This is a genomic window from Pseudoneobacillus rhizolycopersici, assembly GCF_054786815.1.
This window is the reverse complement of sequence record NZ_JBTOOE010000030.1, coordinates 1-21,064: the sequence shown is the minus strand read 5'-3', so window position 1 is coordinate 21,064 and position 21,064 is coordinate 1. Positions and strand designations below refer to the sequence as shown.

19 protein-coding genes and 4 tRNA genes are annotated in these 21,064 nt (G+C 39.1%); 22 read left to right on the top strand and 1 reads right to left on the bottom strand.

Annotated elements, in window-relative coordinates:
- Nucleotides 1–25 precede the first annotated feature (25 nt).
- The 13 genes from ychF (at nt 26) to ACX9YW_RS20730 (ending at nt 10,171) form a co-directional block, all read left to right on the top strand.
- Nucleotides 26–1,126, top strand: a complete 1,101-nt coding sequence (gene ychF, locus ACX9YW_RS20790) for a redox-regulated ATPase YchF (protein ID WP_460350143.1) — start codon at nt 26–28, stop codon at nt 1,124–1,126.
- Nucleotides 1,127–1,284: 158 nt separating this feature from the next.
- Nucleotides 1,285–1,572 carry a 30S ribosomal protein S6 gene (rpsF, locus tag ACX9YW_RS20785; RefSeq protein WP_460350141.1) on the top strand — a complete coding sequence of 96 codons (288 nt, stop codon included), beginning with the start codon at nt 1,285–1,287 and terminating at the stop codon, nt 1,570–1,572.
- Nucleotides 1,573–1,635: 63 nt separating this feature from the next.
- Nucleotides 1,636–2,154, top strand: coding sequence for a single-stranded DNA-binding protein (gene ssb, locus ACX9YW_RS20780; RefSeq protein ID WP_460350139.1), 519 nt, complete (start codon nt 1,636–1,638; stop codon nt 2,152–2,154).
- Nucleotides 2,155–2,203: 49 nt separating this feature from the next.
- A complete protein-coding gene (rpsR, locus tag ACX9YW_RS20775) occupies nt 2,204–2,449 on the top strand; it encodes a 30S ribosomal protein S18 (RefSeq protein ID WP_460350137.1) in 246 nt (81 codons plus the stop codon).
- A gap of 215 nt (nt 2,450–2,664) precedes the next feature.
- On the top strand, nt 2,665–3,609 hold the full coding sequence (locus tag ACX9YW_RS20770) for a YybS family protein (RefSeq protein ID WP_460350135.1): 945 nt from the start codon (nt 2,665–2,667) through the stop codon (nt 3,607–3,609).
- 16 nt (nt 3,610–3,625) lie between these two features.
- Nucleotides 3,626–5,599, top strand: a complete 1,974-nt coding sequence (locus ACX9YW_RS20765; protein ID WP_460350133.1) for a DHH family phosphoesterase — start codon at nt 3,626–3,628, stop codon at nt 5,597–5,599.
- On the top strand, nt 5,596–6,045 hold the full coding sequence (gene rplI / locus ACX9YW_RS20760; protein ID WP_460350131.1) for a 50S ribosomal protein L9: 450 nt from the start codon (nt 5,596–5,598) through the stop codon (nt 6,043–6,045). Before ACX9YW_RS20765 ends, rplI begins: the two co-directional genes overlap by 4 nt.
- A 125-nt stretch (nt 6,046–6,170) precedes the next feature.
- Nucleotides 6,171–7,523, top strand: coding sequence for a replicative DNA helicase (gene dnaB, locus ACX9YW_RS20755; RefSeq protein ID WP_460350129.1), 1,353 nt, complete (start codon nt 6,171–6,173; stop codon nt 7,521–7,523).
- 188 nt (nt 7,524–7,711) lie between these two features.
- A complete protein-coding gene (locus tag ACX9YW_RS20750; protein ID WP_460350126.1) occupies nt 7,712–9,004 on the top strand; it encodes an adenylosuccinate synthase in 1,293 nt (430 codons plus the stop codon).
- A 336-nt stretch (nt 9,005–9,340) separates the two neighbouring features.
- Nucleotides 9,341–9,413: transfer RNA gene (locus ACX9YW_RS20745), tRNA-Lys, on the top strand.
- A gap of 12 nt (nt 9,414–9,425) precedes the next feature.
- Nucleotides 9,426–9,497, top strand: a tRNA-Glu gene (locus ACX9YW_RS20740).
- Between the two features lie 214 nt (nt 9,498–9,711).
- Nucleotides 9,712–9,787, top strand: a tRNA-Asp gene (locus ACX9YW_RS20735).
- A gap of 311 nt (nt 9,788–10,098) precedes the next feature.
- Nucleotides 10,099–10,171, top strand: a tRNA-Phe gene (locus tag ACX9YW_RS20730).
- 42 nt (nt 10,172–10,213) lie between these two features.
- On the opposite strand, the gene ACX9YW_RS20725 is transcribed toward ACX9YW_RS20730, so the two are convergent.
- Nucleotides 10,214–10,720, bottom strand: a complete 507-nt coding sequence (locus tag ACX9YW_RS20725; protein ID WP_460350124.1) for a DoxX family membrane protein — start codon at nt 10,718–10,720, stop codon at nt 10,214–10,216.
- 554 nt (nt 10,721–11,274) lie between these two features.
- Here ACX9YW_RS20725 and ACX9YW_RS20720 point away from each other — a divergent pair.
- The 9 genes from ACX9YW_RS20720 (at nt 11,275) to rlmH (ending at nt 20,903) form a co-directional block, all read left to right on the top strand.
- On the top strand, nt 11,275–12,735 hold the full coding sequence (locus tag ACX9YW_RS20720; RefSeq protein ID WP_460350121.1) for a peptidoglycan DD-metalloendopeptidase family protein: 1,461 nt from the start codon (nt 11,275–11,277) through the stop codon (nt 12,733–12,735).
- A 195-nt stretch (nt 12,736–12,930) separates the two neighbouring features.
- Complete coding sequence (gene yycF, locus ACX9YW_RS20715) at nt 12,931–13,638, top strand: response regulator YycF (RefSeq protein WP_460350119.1); 708 nt, start codon at nt 12,931–12,933, stop codon at nt 13,636–13,638.
- Nucleotides 13,639–13,643: 5 nt separating this feature from the next.
- A complete protein-coding gene (gene walK, locus ACX9YW_RS20710) occupies nt 13,644–15,470 on the top strand; it encodes a cell wall metabolism sensor histidine kinase WalK (RefSeq protein WP_460350116.1) in 1,827 nt (608 codons plus the stop codon).
- Nucleotides 15,467–16,792 (top strand): YycH family regulatory protein, encoded by a 1,326-nt coding sequence (locus ACX9YW_RS20705; protein ID WP_460350114.1) that lies wholly within the window; start codon nt 15,467–15,469, stop codon nt 16,790–16,792. The genes walK and ACX9YW_RS20705 overlap by 4 nt, the downstream gene beginning before the upstream one ends.
- A complete protein-coding gene (locus tag ACX9YW_RS20700; protein ID WP_460350112.1) occupies nt 16,779–17,573 on the top strand; it encodes a two-component system regulatory protein YycI in 795 nt (264 codons plus the stop codon). Before ACX9YW_RS20705 ends, ACX9YW_RS20700 begins: the two co-directional genes overlap by 14 nt.
- A gap of 5 nt (nt 17,574–17,578) precedes the next feature.
- Complete coding sequence (locus tag ACX9YW_RS20695; protein WP_460350110.1) at nt 17,579–18,373, top strand: exodeoxyribonuclease YycJ; 795 nt, start codon at nt 17,579–17,581, stop codon at nt 18,371–18,373.
- A 441-nt stretch (nt 18,374–18,814) separates the two neighbouring features.
- Complete coding sequence (locus tag ACX9YW_RS20690; protein ID WP_460350109.1) at nt 18,815–20,044, top strand: S1C family serine protease; 1,230 nt, start codon at nt 18,815–18,817, stop codon at nt 20,042–20,044.
- Between the two features lie 127 nt (nt 20,045–20,171).
- A complete protein-coding gene (locus ACX9YW_RS20685) occupies nt 20,172–20,327 on the top strand; it encodes a CxxH/CxxC protein (RefSeq protein WP_460350107.1) in 156 nt (51 codons plus the stop codon).
- A gap of 96 nt (nt 20,328–20,423) precedes the next feature.
- On the top strand, nt 20,424–20,903 hold the full coding sequence (gene rlmH / locus ACX9YW_RS20680) for a 23S rRNA (pseudouridine(1915)-N(3))-methyltransferase RlmH (protein ID WP_460350105.1): 480 nt from the start codon (nt 20,424–20,426) through the stop codon (nt 20,901–20,903).
- The last annotated feature ends 161 nt before the right edge of the window (nt 20,904–21,064 follow it).

Sequence of the window (21,064 nt, the reverse complement as noted above, 5' to 3'; positions counted from 1 at the left end):
ATTTTGAGAAATGAGGAGTGGCAAAATGGCTTTAACAGCAGGTATTGTTGGTTTGCCGAATGTCGGGAAATCGACTTTATTTAATGCAATTACTCAAGCGGGAGCGGAATCGGCAAACTACCCGTTCTGTACAATTGACCCTAATGTCGGGATCGTAGAAGTTCCGGATGATCGTTTAACAAAATTAACCGAATTAGTCCAACCGAAAAAAACCGTGCCAACAGCTTTTGAGTTTACGGATATTGCTGGAATTGTTAAGGGTGCAAGTAAAGGTGAAGGCCTAGGAAATAAGTTTTTAGCCAATATTCGTGAAGTCGATGCAATTTGCCAGGTTGTTCGTTGCTTTGAAGATGAAAACATCACCCACGTTGCTGGGAAAGTGGATCCGATTGATGATATTGAGGTTATTAACCTTGAGTTAATCTTAGCTGACTTAGAATCAGTTGAAAAAAGAATCACGCGCGTTGAAAAAATGGCTCGCCAAAAAGATAAGGATGCGGTGTTTGAATTTGAAATTTTATCCGCACTAAAAGAAGCCTTTGAAGCTGGGAAACCAGCACGTACAGTTGATTTTACGGATGAGCAAATGAAGGTTGTTAAAATGCTTCATCTATTAACGATTAAGCCTGTACTTTATGTGGCGAATGTCGGTGAAGAAGATGTTGCCGATCCATCAAGTAATCAATATGTTCAAAAGGTTCGTGAGTTTGCTGCACAAGATAATGCCGAAGTGATTGTCATTTGTGCAAAAATTGAATCTGAAATTGCTGAATTGGATGCTGACGAGAAAGCCATGTTCTTACAAGAACTTGGAATTGAAGAGTCTGGCTTGGATCAATTAATCAAAGCTGCTTATCACTTACTTGGCTTAGCGACTTATTTTACAGCGGGTGTTCAGGAAGTTCGTGCTTGGACCTTCCGTAAGGGCATGAAAGCACCGCAATGTGCCGGAATTATTCACTCTGACTTTGAAAGAGGGTTTATCCGTGCTGAAACAGTTTCTTATGAAGATTTATTAGCTGCAGGAAATATGAATGCAGCAAAAGAGGCTGGTAAAGTGCGTTTGGAAGGGAAAGAATATGAGGTTAAAGACGGAGATATTATCCATTTCCGTTTTAACGTATAAAAAAATGTTCAGGGAATGACCCCGCCACAGTGCTTTGTGGGGTCATTCCCTTTTTTATTTGCCTTTTATCATATTGTATGATATACTTTCACCTTGTGAGTAATGTAAATTGCTCCTTGCCCTTTATGGGCCGTTTAGACCAAAAGGAGGTGACAGTGATGAGAAAGTACGAAGTAATGTACATCATCCGCCCAAACATTGAAGATGAGGCAAAGAAAGCTCTTGTTGAGCGTTTTGCAGGAATCTTAACTGACAACGGTGCGGAGATTGCTGAAGCGAAGGATTGGGGTAAGCGTCGTCTTGCATATGAAATCAATGATTTCCGTGATGGCTACTACCAATTAGTGAAAGTCAACGCTAGTCCAGCAGCGGTTGAAGAATTCTCCCGTCTTGCAAAGATTAACGAAGATATCATTCGCCACATCGTTATTAAAGAAGAAGAATAAACCATAGATATAACTGATATTGTTTCACGTGAAACATATTAGAAAAAAAGGGAGTTGGTTCTGATGATGAATCGTGTTGTTCTTGTTGGACGATTAACTAAAGACCCTGATCTTAGATATACCCCTAGTGGAGTTGCTGTTGCTACTTTTACACTTGCTGTAAATCGTACCTTTACGAATCAGCAAGGGGAAAGGGAAGCGGACTTTATTAACTGTGTAGTTTGGCGCAAACCTGCTGAAAATGTAGCTAATTTCTTGAAAAAGGGTAGTCTCGCAGGTGTAGATGGCCGTTTACAAACACGCAGTTATGATGGACAAGACGGGAAACGCGTTTATGTGACTGAAGTTATGGCTGAGAGTGTTCAATTCTTAGAACCTAAAGGTGCTTCAACAGGAAATCGCGGTGATGGTGATTATTACAATAATCCTCCAAGAGAACAGCAAAGACCACCATATAGCGGTGGGAATAACTATCAGAATCAACCACAAAGACAGAATCAAGACTTTGGTCGTATAGATGAAGATCCGTTTAGAAATAACGGTGGACAAATTGATATTTCAGACGATGATTTACCATTCTAATACGTTCATAGATGATACGGTGAATAAATTGTAGAAGGAGGGAAATCGAATGGCAGGTCAAGGTGGACGCAGAGGTGGACGTGCAAAGCGTCGTAAAGTTTGTTACTTCACTTCTCATGGAATTACAAAAATCGATTACAAAGAAGTAGATCTTCTTAAGAAGTTTATTTCTGAACGTGGAAAGATTTTACCACGTCGTGTAACTGGAACTAGCGCAAAATACCAACGTAAATTAACGATCGCAATCAAACGCGCTCGTCAAATGGCATTACTACCATATGTTACTGGTGAATGAGCCTAATGAATGAAGCAGTAAGGAGAAATCCTTGCTGCTTTTGTTTTTTTAGGCTGTGTTAACGATAACATTTTTTAAGCACCTGTTGATTGGAGCGGAAGTCAACAATCTAATTTAACTACAGCCATAGGTTAAATAATGCAAAAGTTGTATGAAGCGCCCGTCGTCAGTTAAAATGATAAAATAGGGGTTTAAAAATTAGTTGAGGTGAAAAAGTGAAAAATGCTCATCGTTTAACTGAAGGAGCAGTATTATTAGCTATCTATGCTGTCCTCCTTTTAATTACGCTCTATGTACCGATGCTAGGTCTTGTCAGTACCTGGGTTTTAGTGCTGCCGTTTATTTATTTTTCTTGGAAAAATGATTGGAATGGTATTATTGTTTTCTTTATTGCGTCTTTGGCGATTTCCTTGATTGTTGGCTCCTTAATGGCGATTCCTGCAACCATTTTGTTCGGTTCAACCGGAATTTCATTAGGGTATTTGACAAAAAAAGGTAAGAGTCGGATGACAATTTTACTCACGACGACTTTGGTTTTTTTGGTCAATGTGATTGCTCAATACGGAGCGGCAGTCGTGTTCTTTGAATTTAATTTCATTAAAGAAATGACAACAATGATGAATGAATCATTTAATCGTTCTTTTAAAATGTTGGAAATGCTTGGCGGTGCAGATAATAATATTGATATCCTAAAAGAACAAATTGATTTAATGATGAAAATGATTCAATTGCTATTACCAAGTATGTTAGTAGTCGGTTCATTTTTTATTGTTTTTCTGCTACAGCTGATTAACTTTCCAATTTTGAAGAGATTTGGTTTAGATATTCCAAAATGGCATGCTTTTCGTGATGTTGTCCTTCCCAAAAGCATACTTTGGTATTATTTATTGACAGCGCTTTTATCGATTATTTTAAAACCGGAAGAAGGCAGTTTTCTGAATACCGCCTTATGGAATCTAAGTTACATATTGCAAATATTATTGGTTGTCCAAGGTCTATCATTTGTCTATTTTGTTAGTCATCTAAAAGGTTGGCCTAAATTTATCCCAATATTATCCACTGTCTTTGTATTCTTAGTCCCTGTAGTACTTTATATTATCCGGATATTAGGTATAATTGACTTAGGTTTTGAATTAAGAAAAAGATTGGTCAAAAAATAGGAGCTGAAAAGAAAACATGCCTGAATACCTTGAAAAGCGTTCTCTTCGCTACCTATTGTATGGGTTAATAGGCTTCTCCTTTATTTTAATTAGTATATTAACTGTATATAATAGGTTGATTGGGCTTATTGGATTTATTCTTTTGTTCTTTCCTTACTATTTTATTTTTGACATAAGCCGAAAAACAAAAAAGCAAATGGAAGAATATATCGCCACCCTCTCTTATCGAGTGAAAAAAGTGGGTGAAGAAGCGTTACTGGAGATGCCAATTGGGATCATGCTAATTAATGATGATATGTATGTAGAATGGGCAAATCCATTTTTGACGGAAAGCTTTGATGAAGAGACATTAGTTGGGCGATCTCTTTATGATATCGCTGACCCCCTTATCCCGTTAATTAAACAGGAAGTAGAATCGGAAATTATTAACCTGGGTGAGCGGGAGTTTAGGGTCATTTTAAAACGGGAAGAGCGATTATTGTACTTCTTTGACGTAACCGAGCAAACTGAGTTGGAAAGAATGTATCAAAATGAGCGAACCGTTATTGCCATCATCTTTTTAGATAATTATGATGAATTAACACAAGGAATGGATGACCAAATGCGCAGCAGCTTAAATAGTTTGGTCACTTCGATTCTGAATAAATGGGCCAATGAAAATGAGGTCTTTTTAAAAAGGGTTTCTTCGGAAAGATTCATTGGAATTTTTAATGAACATATCCTACAGCAGCTTGAAAAAAATAAATTTTCGATCTTGGATGAGGTTCGTGAAACGACTGCAAAACAAAATGTGCCACTTACATTAAGTATCGGGGTTGGCACAGGTGTAACTTCTTTACCTGATTTAGGTACACATGCTCAATCAGGCTTAGACTTGGCTTTAGGACGAGGTGGTGATCAGGTTGCCGTCAAACATGTTGGCGGTAAGGTTACCTTTTTTGGCGGTAAAACAAACCCCGTTGAAAAGCGGACAAGGGTTAGGGCGCGCGTCATCTCTCATGCCTTAAAGGAGTTAATTCTAGCTAGTGACCAAGTGATTGTGATGGGACATAAAAATCCAGATATGGATGCCATTGGAGCTGCGATTGGGATTAGTAAAATAGCTGAAATGAATCAAAAAGATGGCTTTATTGTGTTGAATTCACAAGAAGTTGATACAGGTGTTAAACGTCTAATGGATGAAATGAAAAGCCAGGAAAAGCTCTTTACCCGATTTATTAAGCCCGAGCATGCTCTAGAATTAGCTACAGACGAAACGCTTTTAGTCATTGTTGACACCCATAAGCCAAGCCTAGTCATCGATGAAAAAATATTAAATAAAATTGAAAAGCGAGTGGTGATTGATCATCATCGCCGTGGTGAGGAATTCATTGACAATTCCCTTCTGGTTTATATGGAGCCCTATGCTTCTTCGACAGCTGAGCTTGTAACAGAGTTATTAGAATACCAGCCGAAGCGTTCTAAAATTGAAATGCTGGAGGCAACCGCTTTATTAGCCGGAATTATCGTTGATACAAAAAGCTTTACACTTAGAACTGGATCGCGTACCTTTGATGCTGCCTCTTATTTGCGGGCCCATGGTGCTGACACCGTTTTAGTTCAAAAGCTTTTAAAAGAAGACGTTCATATGTATGTAAGAAAAGCTAAACTGATTGAAACTGTTGAATTTATTTATGATGGAATTGCCATTGCCAAAGGAAAACCTACTGAAACGTTTGACCAAGTTGTGATTGCCCAAGCGGCAGATACGCTTTTGACGATGAATGGGGTCCAGGCATCCTTTGTTATTTCAAAACGGAATGATGAAACGATTGGGATCAGTGCTAGGTCTTTAGGTGGTATAAATGTCCAGGTTATTATGGAATCCTTAACCGGTGGCGGTCATTTGACCAATGCGGCTACACAACTCACTGATGTTTCAATCGATGAAGCCGAATTGATGTTGAAAACGGCAATTTCTGATTATATTGAAGGGGGAAAAAAGGAATGAAAGTTATTTTTCTAAAAGACGTCAAAGGTAAAGGTAAAAAAGGTGAAATTAAAAATGTAGCAGACGGCTACGCGCAAAACTTCTTATTTAAGCAAGGTTTGGCTGTTGAAGCAAACCAAGGGGCGATCTCTTCTTTAGATGCACAAAAGAAACGCGATGAAAAAATGGCTGCACAAGAGTTAGAGGATGCAAAAAAATTAAAAGAAGAAATTGAAAAGATTACCGTTGAACTAACAGCCAAATCAGGTGAAGGCGGCCGCCTTTTCGGATCTATTACGACGAAACAAATTTCCGACGAATTGCAAAAGAAATTCAACTTAAAGATTGATAAGCGCAAAATGGAGTTAAATGATGCGATCCGTACTCTAGGTTATACAAAAGTTCCTGTCAAATTACATCATGAAGTGACAGCAACCTTAAATGTTCATGTAAAAGAAGGAAATTAATTTTTCGTTCATAATGATGAAAAACATGTTAAAATAAGTATGGTAAAGAAATGTGATCGGTCAGCGGCTGGTCACATTTTTTCATAGAACTGATAAATATCCCTCTTTTAGGAGGTTTTTGATATATGAGTGAATTATTTGCTGACCGTTTGCCTCCGCAAAATATTGAAGCGGAACAAGCGGTTATTGGTGCGATTTTTCTTGAGGCTTCTGCTCTTACAACTGCATCGGAAATTTTAATTCCGGAGGATTTCTATCGGGCTGCCCATCAAAAGGTTTTTAGTGCGATGCTAAAACTGAGTGACCAAGGGAAACCCGTCGATATCTTAACGGTTACGGAAGAGTTAAATGCGACTAAATTGTTAGAGGATGTCGGTGGAGTTAGCTACTTAAGTGAAGTGGCAAGTTCTGTTCCAACAGCCGCCAACATTGAATATTATGCGAATATTGTTGCAGAAAAATCCGTCTTGCGCCGTTTGATTCGCACAGCTACTGGGATTGCCCAAGATGGCTATACACGTGAGGATGAAGTAGAAAGCCTTTTAAGTGAAGCGGAGAAAAGTATTATGGAAGTTGCCCAGCGAAGAAATGCCGGTGCTTTTCATAATATTAAAGATGTACTTGTACGAACCTATGATAATATTGAAACGCTTCATCAACGAACAGGTGACGTTACTGGTATTCCAACGGGATTTGCTGAATTAGACCGGATGACTGCTGGTTTCCAACGTAATGACTTAATCATTGTCGGTGCCCGTCCATCGGTGGGTAAAACAGCCTTTGCCTTAAATATTGCTCAAAATGTGGCAGTTAAGTCAGGCGAAAATGTCGCCATCTTTAGTTTGGAGATGGGGGCAGAACAATTGGTTATGCGTATGCTTTGTGCGGAAGGAAATATTGATGCACAGCGCCTACGAACGGGTACCTTAACGGATGACGACTGGGGTAAATTGACGATGGCCATGGGTAGTTTGTCCAATGCCGGTATTTATATTGATGATACTCCAGGGGTAAGAATTAGTGATTTACAAGCCAAATGCAGACGTTTAAAACAAGAGCATGGGCTAGGAATGATTTTGATCGATTACTTACAGCTCATTTTAGGAAGTGGACGAACAGGCGAGAACCGCCAACAAGAAGTATCAGAAATTTCCCGTTCCTTAAAGCAATTAGCGCGTGAACTCCAAGTCCCTGTCATTGCCCTCTCTCAGCTATCCCGTGGAGTTGAGCAACGTCAGGACAAGCGTCCAATGATGTCCGATATCCGTGAATCAGGATCAATTGAGCAGGACGCCGATATTGTTGCCTTCTTATACCGGGATGACTACTATGACAAGGAATCCGAAAACAAAAACATCATTGAGATCATTATTGCCAAGCAGCGTAACGGCCCAACCGGTACCGTTCAGCTTGCTTTTGTGAAGGAATATAATAAATTCGTCAACTTGGAACGACGCTTTGATGATATTGGAGCTTAATAGATTAAGAGATTAGTATTATGCTAATCTCTTTTTTTGTTATTATGCTAACTTTTTTACGAACATAACTACTAATATATTAATAAATGTTCGTGTTTTGTTTGACTTAAGGGGTGCTTATTGATAAACTAAACAATGGTTTTAATGAATTTAACTTTATGTCCAATTTTTTTGGAGGTGTGTGGCGAATGTCATCAGTTGTTGTAGTAGGTACACAGTGGGGGGACGAAGGAAAAGGGAAAATTACCGACTTTCTTTCGGAAAATGCCGAGGTTGTAGCCCGTTATCAGGGAGGAAATAATGCTGGACATACGATTCGCTTTGACGGGGAAACGTATAAGTTACACTTGATTCCATCGGGTATTTTCTATAAAGAAAAAATTTGTGTAATCGGGAACGGAATGGTCGTTGATCCAAAGGCGCTTATCAAAGAATTGGCTTATTTACATGAACGGAATGTTTCAACAGATAATTTACGTATTAGTAGCCGCGCCCATGTGATTCTCCCTTATCATTTGAAATTGGATGAGGTAGAGGAAGATCGTAAAGGTGCTAATAAAATTGGAACAACGAAAAAAGGAATTGGCCCTGCGTATATGGACAAGGCCGCTCGAATTGGAATTCGCGTTGCTGATCTTTTGGATCGCGAGGTTTTTGAAGAAAAACTTGTTCGTAATCTTGAAGAGAAAAATCGTTTATTTGAACGAATTTATGAAACAGAAGGCTTTACAATAGAAGAAATTTTAGATGAATATTATGAGTACGGCCAACAAATTAAGCATTATGTTTGTGATACATCTGTGGTTTTAAATGATGCGTTGGATGAAGGTCGCCGAGTTTTATTTGAAGGTGCCCAAGGGGTTATGCTGGATATTGATCAAGGAACCTATCCGTTCGTGACTTCGTCGAACCCGGTTGCCGGTGGTGTGACAATTGGTTCAGGTGTTGGACCGACTAAAATTAAGCATGTTGTCGGTGTGTCTAAGGCCTATACAACTCGTGTTGGCGATGGTCCCTTCCCTACCGAATTAAATAATGAAATCGGTCATCAGATTCGTGAGGTTGGTCGGGAATACGGTACAACAACAGGTCGTCCGCGTCGTGTAGGATGGTTTGACAGCGTCGTTGTCCGCCATGCCCGCCGTGTCAGTGGGATCACTGATTTATCATTAAACTCGATTGATGTATTGACAGGGATCGAGACATTGAAAATTTGTGTGGCATATCAATATAAAGGTGAAGTCATTGAAGAGTTTCCGGCTAGCTTAAAGGTATTATCCGAGTGTGAGCCTGTGTATGAAGAGTTTCCAGGTTGGACAGAGGATATTACGGGCTGCAAATCATTAGATGAGCTTCCTGCTAATGCACGTCATTATTTAGAAAGAATTAGTCAGCTAACTGGGATTCCGTTATCGATTTTCTCAGTTGGCCCAGATCGTTCGCAGACGAATGTCGTGCGGAGTCCTTGGAGACAGAGTTAGTTAGGGTTTTGGCAGGGATTTTACCTTGCATGTTTCTGTTGTAAAGAGCCTTGCGAATCGCAGGGCTTTTTTTCGGGACATAGAATCCGTTATTTGAAGATAATAGCCGATAATCAATAACTACCGGACATTGGTTCCGTTATTTGCCTAAATACAAGGAAAAAGACCCTTATTTAGCATAATAACGGAACCAATGTCCGCGATACTAGAAAAATAAACACTTTTCAACTAAATAACGGAACCGATGTCCGGAAAAAATTTTTAAAGAAAACTATTGCTATTATTAAGACTATCATGCTATTATAAAAAGCGTCGTCATAAATAGAATATCAATATGAGCCATTAGCTCAGTCGGTAGAGCATCTGACTTTTAATCAGAGGGTCGAAGGTTCGAGTCCTTCATGGCTCACTCTCTAAATATGGCCCATTGGTCAAGCGGTTAAGACACCGCCCTTTCACGGCGGTAACACGGGTTCGAATCCCGTATGGGTCATTGGCTTATAGCTGTCAGTTAGGAACTGACAAGCGCGGTTTTGAAGCTGGCAGCTATTTATACATAATATCTGGTTCCGTGGTGTAGCGACGAGCGACACTCCCATGAAAGGGCTACGAGTTGTCTCGACGCATCAGCTTCCTGAATAGGCTAGCAGAGGAAGAGACAGTTAACCTTCATAAGCTATGTGTATAGTATAAATAATATAATAATTGGTTCCGTGGTGTAGCGGTTAACATGCCTGCCTGTCACGCAGGAGATCGCGGGTTCGATTCCCGTCGGGACCGCCATTTAAATTTGGCTCAGTAGCTCAGTCTGTAGCGCACGTCCGAATAAGCTACATGGAATAAGCTTCAGCGTACCGATTGAACCGCATCTTGAATATGCTTTCTGAAATCGGGACGAAGATTTATCAGCAGGAACCCTTTAAGCGGGGAAAATAATTATCATGGCTCAGTAGCTCAGTCGGTAGAGCACGTCCGAATAAGCTACATGGAATAAGCTTCAGCGTACCGATTGAACCGCATCTTGAATATGCTTTCTGAAATCGGGACGAAGATTTATCAGCAGGAACCCTTTAAGCGGGGAAAATAATTATCATGGCTCAGTAGCTCAGTCGGTAGAGCAAAGGACTGAAAATCCTTGTGTCGGCGGTTCGATTCCGTCCTGAGCCATCAAAAAAGAGGTCGATTCCTAAGAATCAACCTCTTTTTTTGTTACGCCAGATTCTTGTTGCCGAGAACTTCTTTACCGAAACGTTTGCGGAAGAACGGAATGACATAACGGTCTAAACCGAATACCCCTGCATTGTAACCAGCAATCATAATCAATACTCCCATTAATATATCAGTTGGGTTGTGAGACACAGTACCTGATAATAGGAAACTGAAGTTCATGACGACAGCGAAGAAAGCAGCAGCAGTAGTTAAGCATCCAAGAATTAAACCAAGACCGACCAAGAATTCTCCCCAAGGAATGAGTACGTTAAACAGATCCGCATTTGGGAGGGCAAAACTTTCAAGAAAAGATACCCATCCTCCGTACACCACTCCATCTGGTCCAACAACCGGATTGGCAACGGCTCCTTTTAAGAATCCACTAGCATCAAATCCGCCAGTTAGTTTATGAAATCCTGCAGTCATCCAGGCAAATCCTAAATATATTCTTAGAGCGGCGAATAGGGCGGCAGAAACCTTGCTATTTCTTAACCATTTGACTAACATATCAATCGCTCCCTTTCAATAAAATAATAATTAATTAATGATTACACTGTAAATATACTATAAACTGAGTCATTAATGTTGATATTGTGAAAGTATTCACAATATCGCAAAAAGAAAATGGCAAAGTATTGAACATTGCCTCAATCTTTCATACTTGAACTCGTTTATAACAAAATAAGACACTAAAACGTTACTTTTGTAACATAATTGTAATAATAGGATAAGCCTATACGGTTTGACTCGGTAACTTGTCCTATTTCATAATGAAAAGGTGATTCCCACTAACTATCTAGATTCCATGCGGTTCTAGGCATTTATTACTATCAGTCTAGTGGAAATTTTCAAACAAATTAATTCCAAATATTTCCCAAATATCGTAACAAAATGTCAGTTTTTATACATTTTTGTTACATTATAAAGACTATTAAACTTTTTTCAGTATTTTTATGATAAAGTTAAGGGGTGCTAAAATCGTAGCAATAATTAACAATAGTGAAATAGCACTAGATTACGAGATAGTTGATTGATTTTCGTAGTTTAGGAGGAAAGTAATAATGATAAAATCATTTATAAATAATCTTCCCAGGCGTTTAAAGGGAATGTTCAGCCCAAAGGCAAAGAAAATCGCCATCTCTTCCCTGCTTACTACATCATTGGTATTTGGGGTTGCAGCTAATCCATTAGCGAAAGAGAGCTTAACAACCGTTTATTATGTTTATTTAAATAACGAATACATAGGTACCATTTCTGACAAAAAGGTTGTAGAAGAAGTTGTTACAGAAAAAGTGGAACAATTTAAAAAAGAATATAAAAACTTTGATTTAGAATTGGGGTCACAGTTATCCTATATCCCTGAACAAGTTTTTCGCTCTACAGCGAATGATCAATCAGTCGTTGCAATGCTAGACACTGAATTAAAGCCCCAAATTGAATCAACGGCAGTTATCATTGGAGGTCAACCTGCAGTTTATTTAGAAAATGAAGAGCAGGCTAATCATGTGATTCAAAGTCTAAAATTAAGATATGTGACGAAGGAGCAACTAGCTGAGCTTGCGGAACGTCAAAAGTCTCCTAATATTGACCTACCACCATTAAATAAAAATGAGTCTCGTATACTAGACGTTTATTTTAGTGAAGATGTTACAATTAAATCCGAAAAGACCCAGCCGGAAAAGATTTTAACAGTTGTGGAAGCTGTTAAGTTAATCCGAAAAGGTACGTTAGAAGAGAAAAAATATCTTGTTCAAGAAGGCGATGTTTTAGGGTCTATTGCTATGGACCATAACTTATCGTTAGAACAAATTTTAAAAATTAATCCAGATTTAAATGAAAATTCTTTGTTACAAATTGGCCAGGAAGTAAATGTAACGGTTCCACAAGCCTTAGTAAATGTGATTGTTGAAAAAGAAGTGAATAAGCGTGAAAAAATCCCTTATCAAAAGCAAGTGGAAGAAACCACGAAAATGTATAAGGGTGATATAAAGGTTAAACAAAAAGGTCAAGAAGGCGTTCGCGCCGTTACTTATGTGATTTCCCAGGAAAATGGCCAAACGGTGAAAAGACAGACGGTCAAAGCTGATGTCCTTGTTAATCCAGTAACAAAAGTGGTTCTAAAGGGTACAAAGGTCATTCCGTCGCGTGGTGAAGGAAACTTCTCATGGCCAACATCAGGAGGTTATGTATCTAGCCAGATGGGTTATCGCTGGAGTCGGATGCACAAGGGAATTGACATTGCTAGACCAAATGATCGTACAATCAAGACAGTAGATAATGGTGTAGTCGTTTTTGCAGGCTGGGATGGCGGCTATGGTAATAAAATTGTTGTCGACCATCAAAACGGTTATCGTACCGTATATGCTCACCTGTCTTCTATTGAAGTAAATGTAGGTCAAACCGTGCCTAAGGGTTCACAAATTGGTGTTATGGGTTCAACAGGTGATTCAACAGGTGTCCATTTACATTTTGAAGTATATAAAAACGGATCATTAGTAAATCCGCTAACCATATTAAGATAATGCAAAGTAAAGCCGCTAGATTCGTCTAGAGGCTTTTTTTATTAGGATGTGTGAAAGATAAAGGTCGTTTTAAGCATCTGTTGATGGGAGCAGAAACCAACAGTTTAATGTAGCCAGCCTTTTATTAAATAGAAAACTACGTTAAGAAATGATAAAGTATTGATAAGACACCTATCTCAAGGGAGGTTTATTCTTATGAAAAAAATCTTAGTTGTTGATGATGAAAAACCGATTGCAGATATATTACAGTTCAATTTGAAAAAAGAAGGCTACGAGGTTGTTTGTGCCTATGATGGGAATGAAGCCCTCAGAAAGGTTGAAGAATTTCATCCAGACCTAATTCTCCTTGATATTATGCTTCCACAGCGGGATGGTATGGAGGTTTGTCGTGAGGTTCGCAAAAAGTATGAAATCCCTATAATCATGTTAACGGCAAAGGACTCGGAAATCGATAAAGTATTAGGCTTAGAACTTGGTGCAGATGATTATGTAACCAAGCCGTTTAGTACGAGGGAATTGATTGCTCGGGTAAAAGCAAACTTACGTCGCCATCAGCAAGTGCTGAATGTTCTCGATACGGAAGAAGAAACGAATGAAATTGCTATTGGTTCGTTAATTATCCATCCTGATGCCTATGTTGTTTCCAAGCGGGGTGAAACAATTGAATTAACTCACCGGGAGTTTGAGCTTTTACATTATTTAGCAAAACATATCGGTCAAGTGATGACGCGAGAGCATTTATTACAAACAGTTTGGGGTTATGATTATTACGGCGATGTGCGTACGGTTGACGTTACCGTTAGAAGATTGCGGGAAAAAATTGAAGATAGCCCTAGTCACCCAACTTGGATTGTTACTCGTAGAGGAGTGGGTTACTACCTTCGTAATCCTGAACAGGAGTAACCAAAATGAAAAAGGTTGGTTTTTTTCGCTCCATCCATTTAAAGTTTGTTCTCATATATGTGTTGCTGATATTAATTGCAATGCAAATTATCGGAGTTTACTTTGTTCGGCAATTGGAAGAAACATTATTGACCAATGCCATCCAATCTTTAACGGAACGAGCCAATTTATTGGCTTATGATATTGAAGAAGAAATCATTAAGGAACGAAGTAAAGAGGATCCGACAAGGGAAGAAGCGATTAAGAATATTTTAAAGGATTACGATGCCGTTGATATTAATGAAATACAGGTCATTGATGCTCGAACATTGAAAATTATCGGTACATCCGAAATGGATAACCAAGGGATTGTTGGCCAAAGGACAACTAAATTAATCGTCAAACGTTCGATTGCCCTTGAGGAAGAAGTAAATGATATTTTCATCGATCCCCAGTGGGGGCATCGTACATGGGTATTAGCTAGGCCGATTATCTCCAACCGTGAGGTCATTGGCTCTATCTATTTAGTAGCTAAGATTGAGCACATTTTTAGTCAAATGAAGACCATTAACAATATTCTGGCTTCGGGGACTGCTATAGCCCTCGTCATTACAGCTGTTCTCGGTGTTTTATTAGCTAGAACGATTACAAGGCCGATTTCGGATATGAAAAAACATGCGTTAGCAATGGCTAAAGGGAATTTTTCTAGGAAAGTAAAGGTTTATGGGTATGATGAAATTGGTCAGTTAGCCATGACCTTTAATAATTTGACCAAAAAGTTGCAAGAGGCCACAGCGACAACTGAGGGTGAAAGAAGAAAGCTTTCTTCGGTATTGTCTTATATGACAGACGGTGTAATTGCAACCGACCGTAAAGGCCGTGTCATCCTCATTAATGAACCTGCTTTGAAACTTTTAAATGTTTCACGTGAAACAGTGCTTTCCCAGTCCATTGTTACATTGCTAGGTTTAGAAGAGAATTATACATTTGATGAGTTAATTGAAGAGCAGGACTCGGTCATTCTAGATTACAGTACAAAAAGCAAGCATTTTATTTTGCGTGCTAATTTTTCCGTTATACAAAAAGAAACAGGCTTTGTGAACGGTCTGATTACCGTCTTACACGATATTACGGAACAAGAAAAAATTGATATGGAACGGCGTGAGTTTGTTGCAAATGTATCTCATGAGCTGCGGACACCTTTAACAACAATGCGCAGTTATTTAGAAGCATTAGCCGAAGGGGCTTGGCGTGATGAAGAAATTGCACCAAAATTCCTTGAAGTAACCCAAACGGAAACAGAACGGATGATTCGTCTGGTGACGGATTTATTACAGTTATCCAAATTAGATAGTAAAGATTATTTATTATCAAAGGAATGGGTTAATTTTATCTCGTTCTTCCATCGAATTATTGACCGGTTTGAGTTAACTAAGAATCCGGATGTGACCTTTGTTCGCTTACTGCCCGATAATCCCATGTTTGTTGAAATTGATGAAGATAAAATGACTCAGGTTTTGGATAATATTATTTCCAATGCCCTGAAATATTCCCCAGAAGGTGGACAAGTTACCTTCACCGTCGAGGAAGAATTAAATTTTATCGTTGTAAGCATTTCTGACCAGGGAGTTGGGATTCCGAGCGATAATATCGATCAAATTTTTGAACGGTTCTTTCGAGTTGATAAAGCAAGAACGAGGAAACTTGGAGGTACTGGTTTAGGTCTTGCAATTGCTAAGGAAATGGTGAATGCTCATGGCGGTAATATTTGGGCTGCAAGTGAAGAAGGAAAGGGAACGATTATTTCCTTTAGTCTTCCTTACGAGCGTTCTGAAGAGGATGATTGGTCATGACATACGAAAATATGAAATCGCTGATTTTAACAATTCTTGTCTTGGGAAGTTTTTATTTTACTTGGAATTTATGGACCTATCAGCCAAAATACGAAACCATTGAGAAAAGTCATTATGTTGAGGAAGTATCAATTGGTGAAAAAAGAGAAATGAAAAAAATTATTAAACCTGATATAGCCTTGTTTCATATGGGAGAGCGCCATTTTGGCACGGAGACGACGAGTGAGTTAGAACAAATCATTCGTCTAATGAGTCAATGGGAAATCGATGAGGTTAAAAATTATACAAATAAAGTGGAGGATTTTCATGAACTGGTTCATGGTGATGGGAATGTCGAAATTATATTTCCAGACGGGGTCCCATTGCCGATTTATAAAAATGTACTTACATTTGCCAATGAAAAATCATTGCCACAGTTTCGCTTTGACCGCATCGTGATCAATATGAAACAGCTGCAAAAGGAAAGCAGTCCGCTTTATTTTATCTCATATGAAAACAAACAGGTTTATAGTGGTTATGTGAACAGCTCGCAAATAATGAATTTCAATGAATCCATTTTTAAACATGCTGACGAGTATCCAACTTATTTTGCCTATGAACCAAGGAAGGAACGAATTATCTTTCTACCAGAGTCTGAAAGAATGATGATGATGTATAAGTATTATCCTGACTTTCTTGAGTCTGAAAAATTTAAGGAAGCACTGTTCCCAGACCCTAGTTTTGTCCAAAAATCGTTTATTCCAGAAGGCGAAGAATATACAGACGGCTCAAGTAAAATGAATATTTTTAATAAGGACTATTTACTTTTTTATGTGAACCCCGTGGAGGAAAGTGAATTTATTGGCAAATCCTCAGAAGTTCTTCAGAGGGGGATCGATTTTATTAATGAGCACGGAGGCTGGACAGATCCGTACCGTTTTGTTTGGATGGATGAGTGGAATCAACAGATTACCTTTCGTCTGTACACATCGGATGGCTACCCGGTCTTTAATGAAAGTGGAATGTCGGAAATGATTGAAGTATGGGGTCGTACCGACATTACGAAGTATTTGCGGCCTAGTTTCACTCTCAATCTCCCTCTACGTTCCGAAATGGTTGAAGTCCAAACACCGTCTGGCAGGCAAATTCTTGATTTTTTAAAAAATCAAAAGGATTTTCAAATGGAGTTGTTACAGGATTTAAGGTTAGGTTATAAGATGGAAAAAGATGCAAAACAACCCAGATTGATTGTCTTGGAGCCGGCCTGGTTTTACCGTTATAATGGAGAATGGGGACAGGTTCGCCTAGATTATTTAAGGGGGGAACGAAATGGATTGGAGTAAAATCAAAACCATTTTTATTATTTCCTTCCTGATCTTAGATATTTATTTGTTATATCAGTACAAGCTAATTCGTGATGCCAATCAGTATAAGTTTTTATCTGAGGTTTCTTTAACGGACAAGCTGAAAACAGATGAAATAGATATGATTGAATTATCGAATGAAGTGGTTCATGACCGATATTTAAGTGCGAAACCTAAGGAATTTACTCATGATGAATTTAGTTTTCTTAAGGAACAATCCATTACGATTATGGATGGTACGTTGGTTGTCGGGGAGTTAACCAATCCAGTTCCGTTAAGTTCCAATTTTGATCCTTTAGAGGCGCAGAGTTTTCTTAATTCTTACGTCCTTTTCGGGGACCAATATGGTTTCTGGAACATCGATGTGGAGCACAAAACAATCACTTTTTACCAGAAACATGATCAAAAGATGTTCTATGAAAATATGAATGGGAAGGTTGTTTTATATTTAAATAATCTTTTTCAAATTGAATCCTATCATCAAACCTATTTAGGGGAAGTTGAAAATTTAACGGAAAAAGAGGAAGTGTTACCAGCCACAAAAGCGATCGAAACGCTTTATCAAAAGGGTGTTTTGAAACCGAAGAGTAAAATCACAAAAGTGGAGCTTGGTTATTCGACTCTAGTACAGTTGGCAGCTTCTCAGGTTTTGACCCCTACTTGGCATGTGGTCGTTGGGGATCAAACCGATTTATATGTAAATGCCTTTGAAGGGCAGATTATCCAATTTAATAGTGAAGAATCAAGTAAGGTGGAGTGAGAAACATGTCTTTAAAGCTGAGTGTTCTGGCAAGTGGAAGTACGGGGAATGCCATTTATGTAGAAGCTGAAGGACAGTCATTTTTAATAGACGCCGGATTTAGCGGGAAGCAAATGGAAGGCCTTTTTAAACAAATCGATCGAAAAATCGATGACTTATCAGGGATTTTTGTAACGCATGAACATAGTGATCATATTAAAGGAATCGGCGTATTGGCGCGAAAATATCGGATTCCAGTCTATGCGAATGAGCGCACTTGGAAAGCGATGGACCCGCTGATTGGTGAGGTGGCATTGGACCAGAAGTTTGAGTTTCCAATGGAAACGGTTCGCTCTTTTGGTTCGGTTGATGTGGAGTCGTTTGGTGTTTCACATGACGCGGTTGAGCCGATGTTTTATGTGTTCCATCATGGTGGAAAAAAGATTGTGTTGATTACCGATACCGGCTATGTCAGCGACCGGATGAAGCGGATTATCGCCAATGCGGATGCCTATGTTTTTGAGAGTAATCATGATGTGCAGATGTTACGAATGGGACGTTATCCGTGGAGCATTAAGCGCCGAATTTTGAGTGATGTCGGCCATGTGTCCAATGAAGATGCGGCGCTTGCTATGAGTGAAGTGATTGGCGACAATACGAAGAGTATTTATTTGGCACATTTAAGTTTGGATAACAATATGAAGGAATTAGCGCGGATGTCAGTGGCGCAAACGCTAGAAAGCACAGGGATTATTGTCGGTGAAACATTCCAGCTGTACGATACCGACCCCAAAGTGCCGACGAAATTAGTAGCGGTTTAATAGGATGTGGTTTTGGAAACCTACCTCAGAGCAATTGGCTGGGGTGGGTTTTTTTTGATGTTTGACGGGAATGGGGCTGTTGGGAGGTTGGTCTTTTGGGGTTTAGAGGAGGAGAATTCCCGAAGAAAGGTTATCTGCGGTAGGTTTTTAAGAAAAAAAGGAGGAAACTTGCCGCAGAATGGAATGTGAGGTAGGTTTTTAAGAAAAAAAGAGGAAACTTACCGCAGAATAGAATGTGAGGTAGGTTTTTAAGGAAAAAAGGAGAAAACTTACCGCAGAATAGAATGTAGGGCAGGTTTTTCGAAAAACGGGATTTTTACCTACCGCAGAACCTTAGTTAATAGTTCATTATTTTAATTTTCCCTTCGATTTGAGTATAATTATGGTTATAAAGGCAAAATAATTCATAGTGATTTTCGAAGCTAGAAAGGATTGGTGTCTATGGGTTACTACGACGATCACGCTACTGAAGGACGTTATCGGCAAAAGGGGAATCGGGGTGGTTTTTTCGTTGCTAGCCTTGTTGGGGCCATCTTGGGGGCCATTTTAGTCATTATTGCAATACCTACTTTAGCCAATTTAGATGTATTGCCGTATCAAGTATCACCATCCAACATTACAGGTGAAGGGCAGCAAACCTCCTCTGGGCAGGAGAAACCGACCTCACTTAAGACTGTTAAGGTCGATATCGACACACAAATTACGAGAGCAGTTGAAAAAGCGGGTGATGCGGTAGTTGGTATAACGAATCTTCAAACCGCTAGTTTTTGGTCAGATCGTGGGTCAGTTGAAGCTGGGACAGGATCAGGTGTTATTTATAAAAAAGCAGGCGATAAAGCCTATGTTGTGACAAATCACCACGTCATTGAGGGGGCCAACGATCTTGAAGTAACACTCGATGATGGAACCAAGATCCCGGCAAAGCTACTTGGAAGTGATATTTGGACCGATCTCGCTGTCCTTGAAATACCGGCGAAACAAGTTAAAAAGGTCATTGAATTTGGAAGTTCGGAAAACTTGAAACGTGGCGAACCGGCCATTGCAATTGGAAATCCATTAGGTCAGCAATTTTCTGGGTCTGTTACTCAAGGAATCATTTCTGGTTTAGAACGAACGATTCCGGTCGATATCAATGAAGATGGAATTGAAGACTGGCAAGCGGATGTTATTCAAACGGATGCTGCCATTAATCCAGGGAATAGCGGTGGAGCATTGGTTAATATTGAAGGGCAATTAATTGGAATCAATTCGATGAAAATTGCTCAATCCGCTGTAGAAGGAATTGGTTTAGCTATTCCCATCGATAATGCAAGACCGATAATCGAGGATTTAGAGCATTTTGGTGAAGTTCGACGTCCTTATATGGGAGTGGAACTAAAGTCAGTCGAAGAAATCCCGGCTTATTATCAACAGGAAGCACTAAAATTACCACGCGATGTTAATTATGGTGTAGCCATTCGCAGAGTTGAACCTAATTCACCAGCTGCTCTAGGTGGTATCCAAGAGCTGGATGTCATTGTTGGACTAGATGGTGAAGAAATACGGAATGTCATTGACCTACGAAAACATCTATATAATGAGAAAAATATCGGTGACCAAATGACGGTCAAATTTTACCGCAATGGAAAATTAAAAGAAACAACCTTAAAATTAGGTGGAGAAACATTCTAATTTTGGTTATCCACAAAAACAGGAGAGCAAATGCTTTCCTGTTTTTTTATGTAGTGCTAAGATGATTTGTGGATAAATTTTTTTGAAAATAGGGGAACAATAAGGGAAAAATCTAGGGAGGATACAAATGATTTATTGTTGCGAGGAGCATGTAGAACTGGCTTTAGACGTAATGGTAGATGAGTCCGGCTCATTTCCATTATTAAATAAGGTCGAAAATCAGTTATCAACAACCTGTGAATATTGCGAAAAACAGGCTGTATATATTGTAGGGAACGAATGATCGCATACAAGATGTGGATAATAAATGTGGATATGTGGATAAGTTTTGTGGATAACTTGTTTGTAAACTGTTTGTAACATGGTGAGGTTGTGGATTGTGAATATTTCAATAATATCTGTTGGTAAATTAAAAGAAAAATATTTAAAGCTGGGGATAGATGAATTTACGAAACGTTTATCGAGCTATGCGAAAGTTGAGTTAGTTGAGGTTCCCGATGAAAAGGCTCCGGAGCAATTAAGTGAGTTAGAAATGGAACAGGTAAAACAAAAAGAGGGCGAAAAGATCTTAGTAAAAATTTCGCCAGATACATATGTGATCGCCCTAGCCATTGACGGAAAAATGAAATCGTCTGAGGAGTTGGCTGACTCCTTGGACAAGCTGGCGACCTACGGTAAAAGTAAAATTGCCTTTGTAATTGGTGGGTCGCTCGGGTTAAGTAAAGAAGTTTTACAACGAGCTGATGAAAAGCTTTCTTTTTCAAAAATGACCTTCCCCCACCAGATGATGAAGTTGATCTTGCTGGAGCAAATTTATCGGGCGTATCGGATTAATCGTGGTGAACCGTACCATAAGTAAATGAGGTTTTTTGATACAAAAAGTAACAAGCCAAAATACCAAGTTATGTATAAACACTTGTATATTTTTGGCTTGTTAAAATTAGTGAGTATGGTACTATCGCATCCTTATATGTAGTATATCAGGGCGTAGTATTTAACGTTAATATCGTTAAATACTAT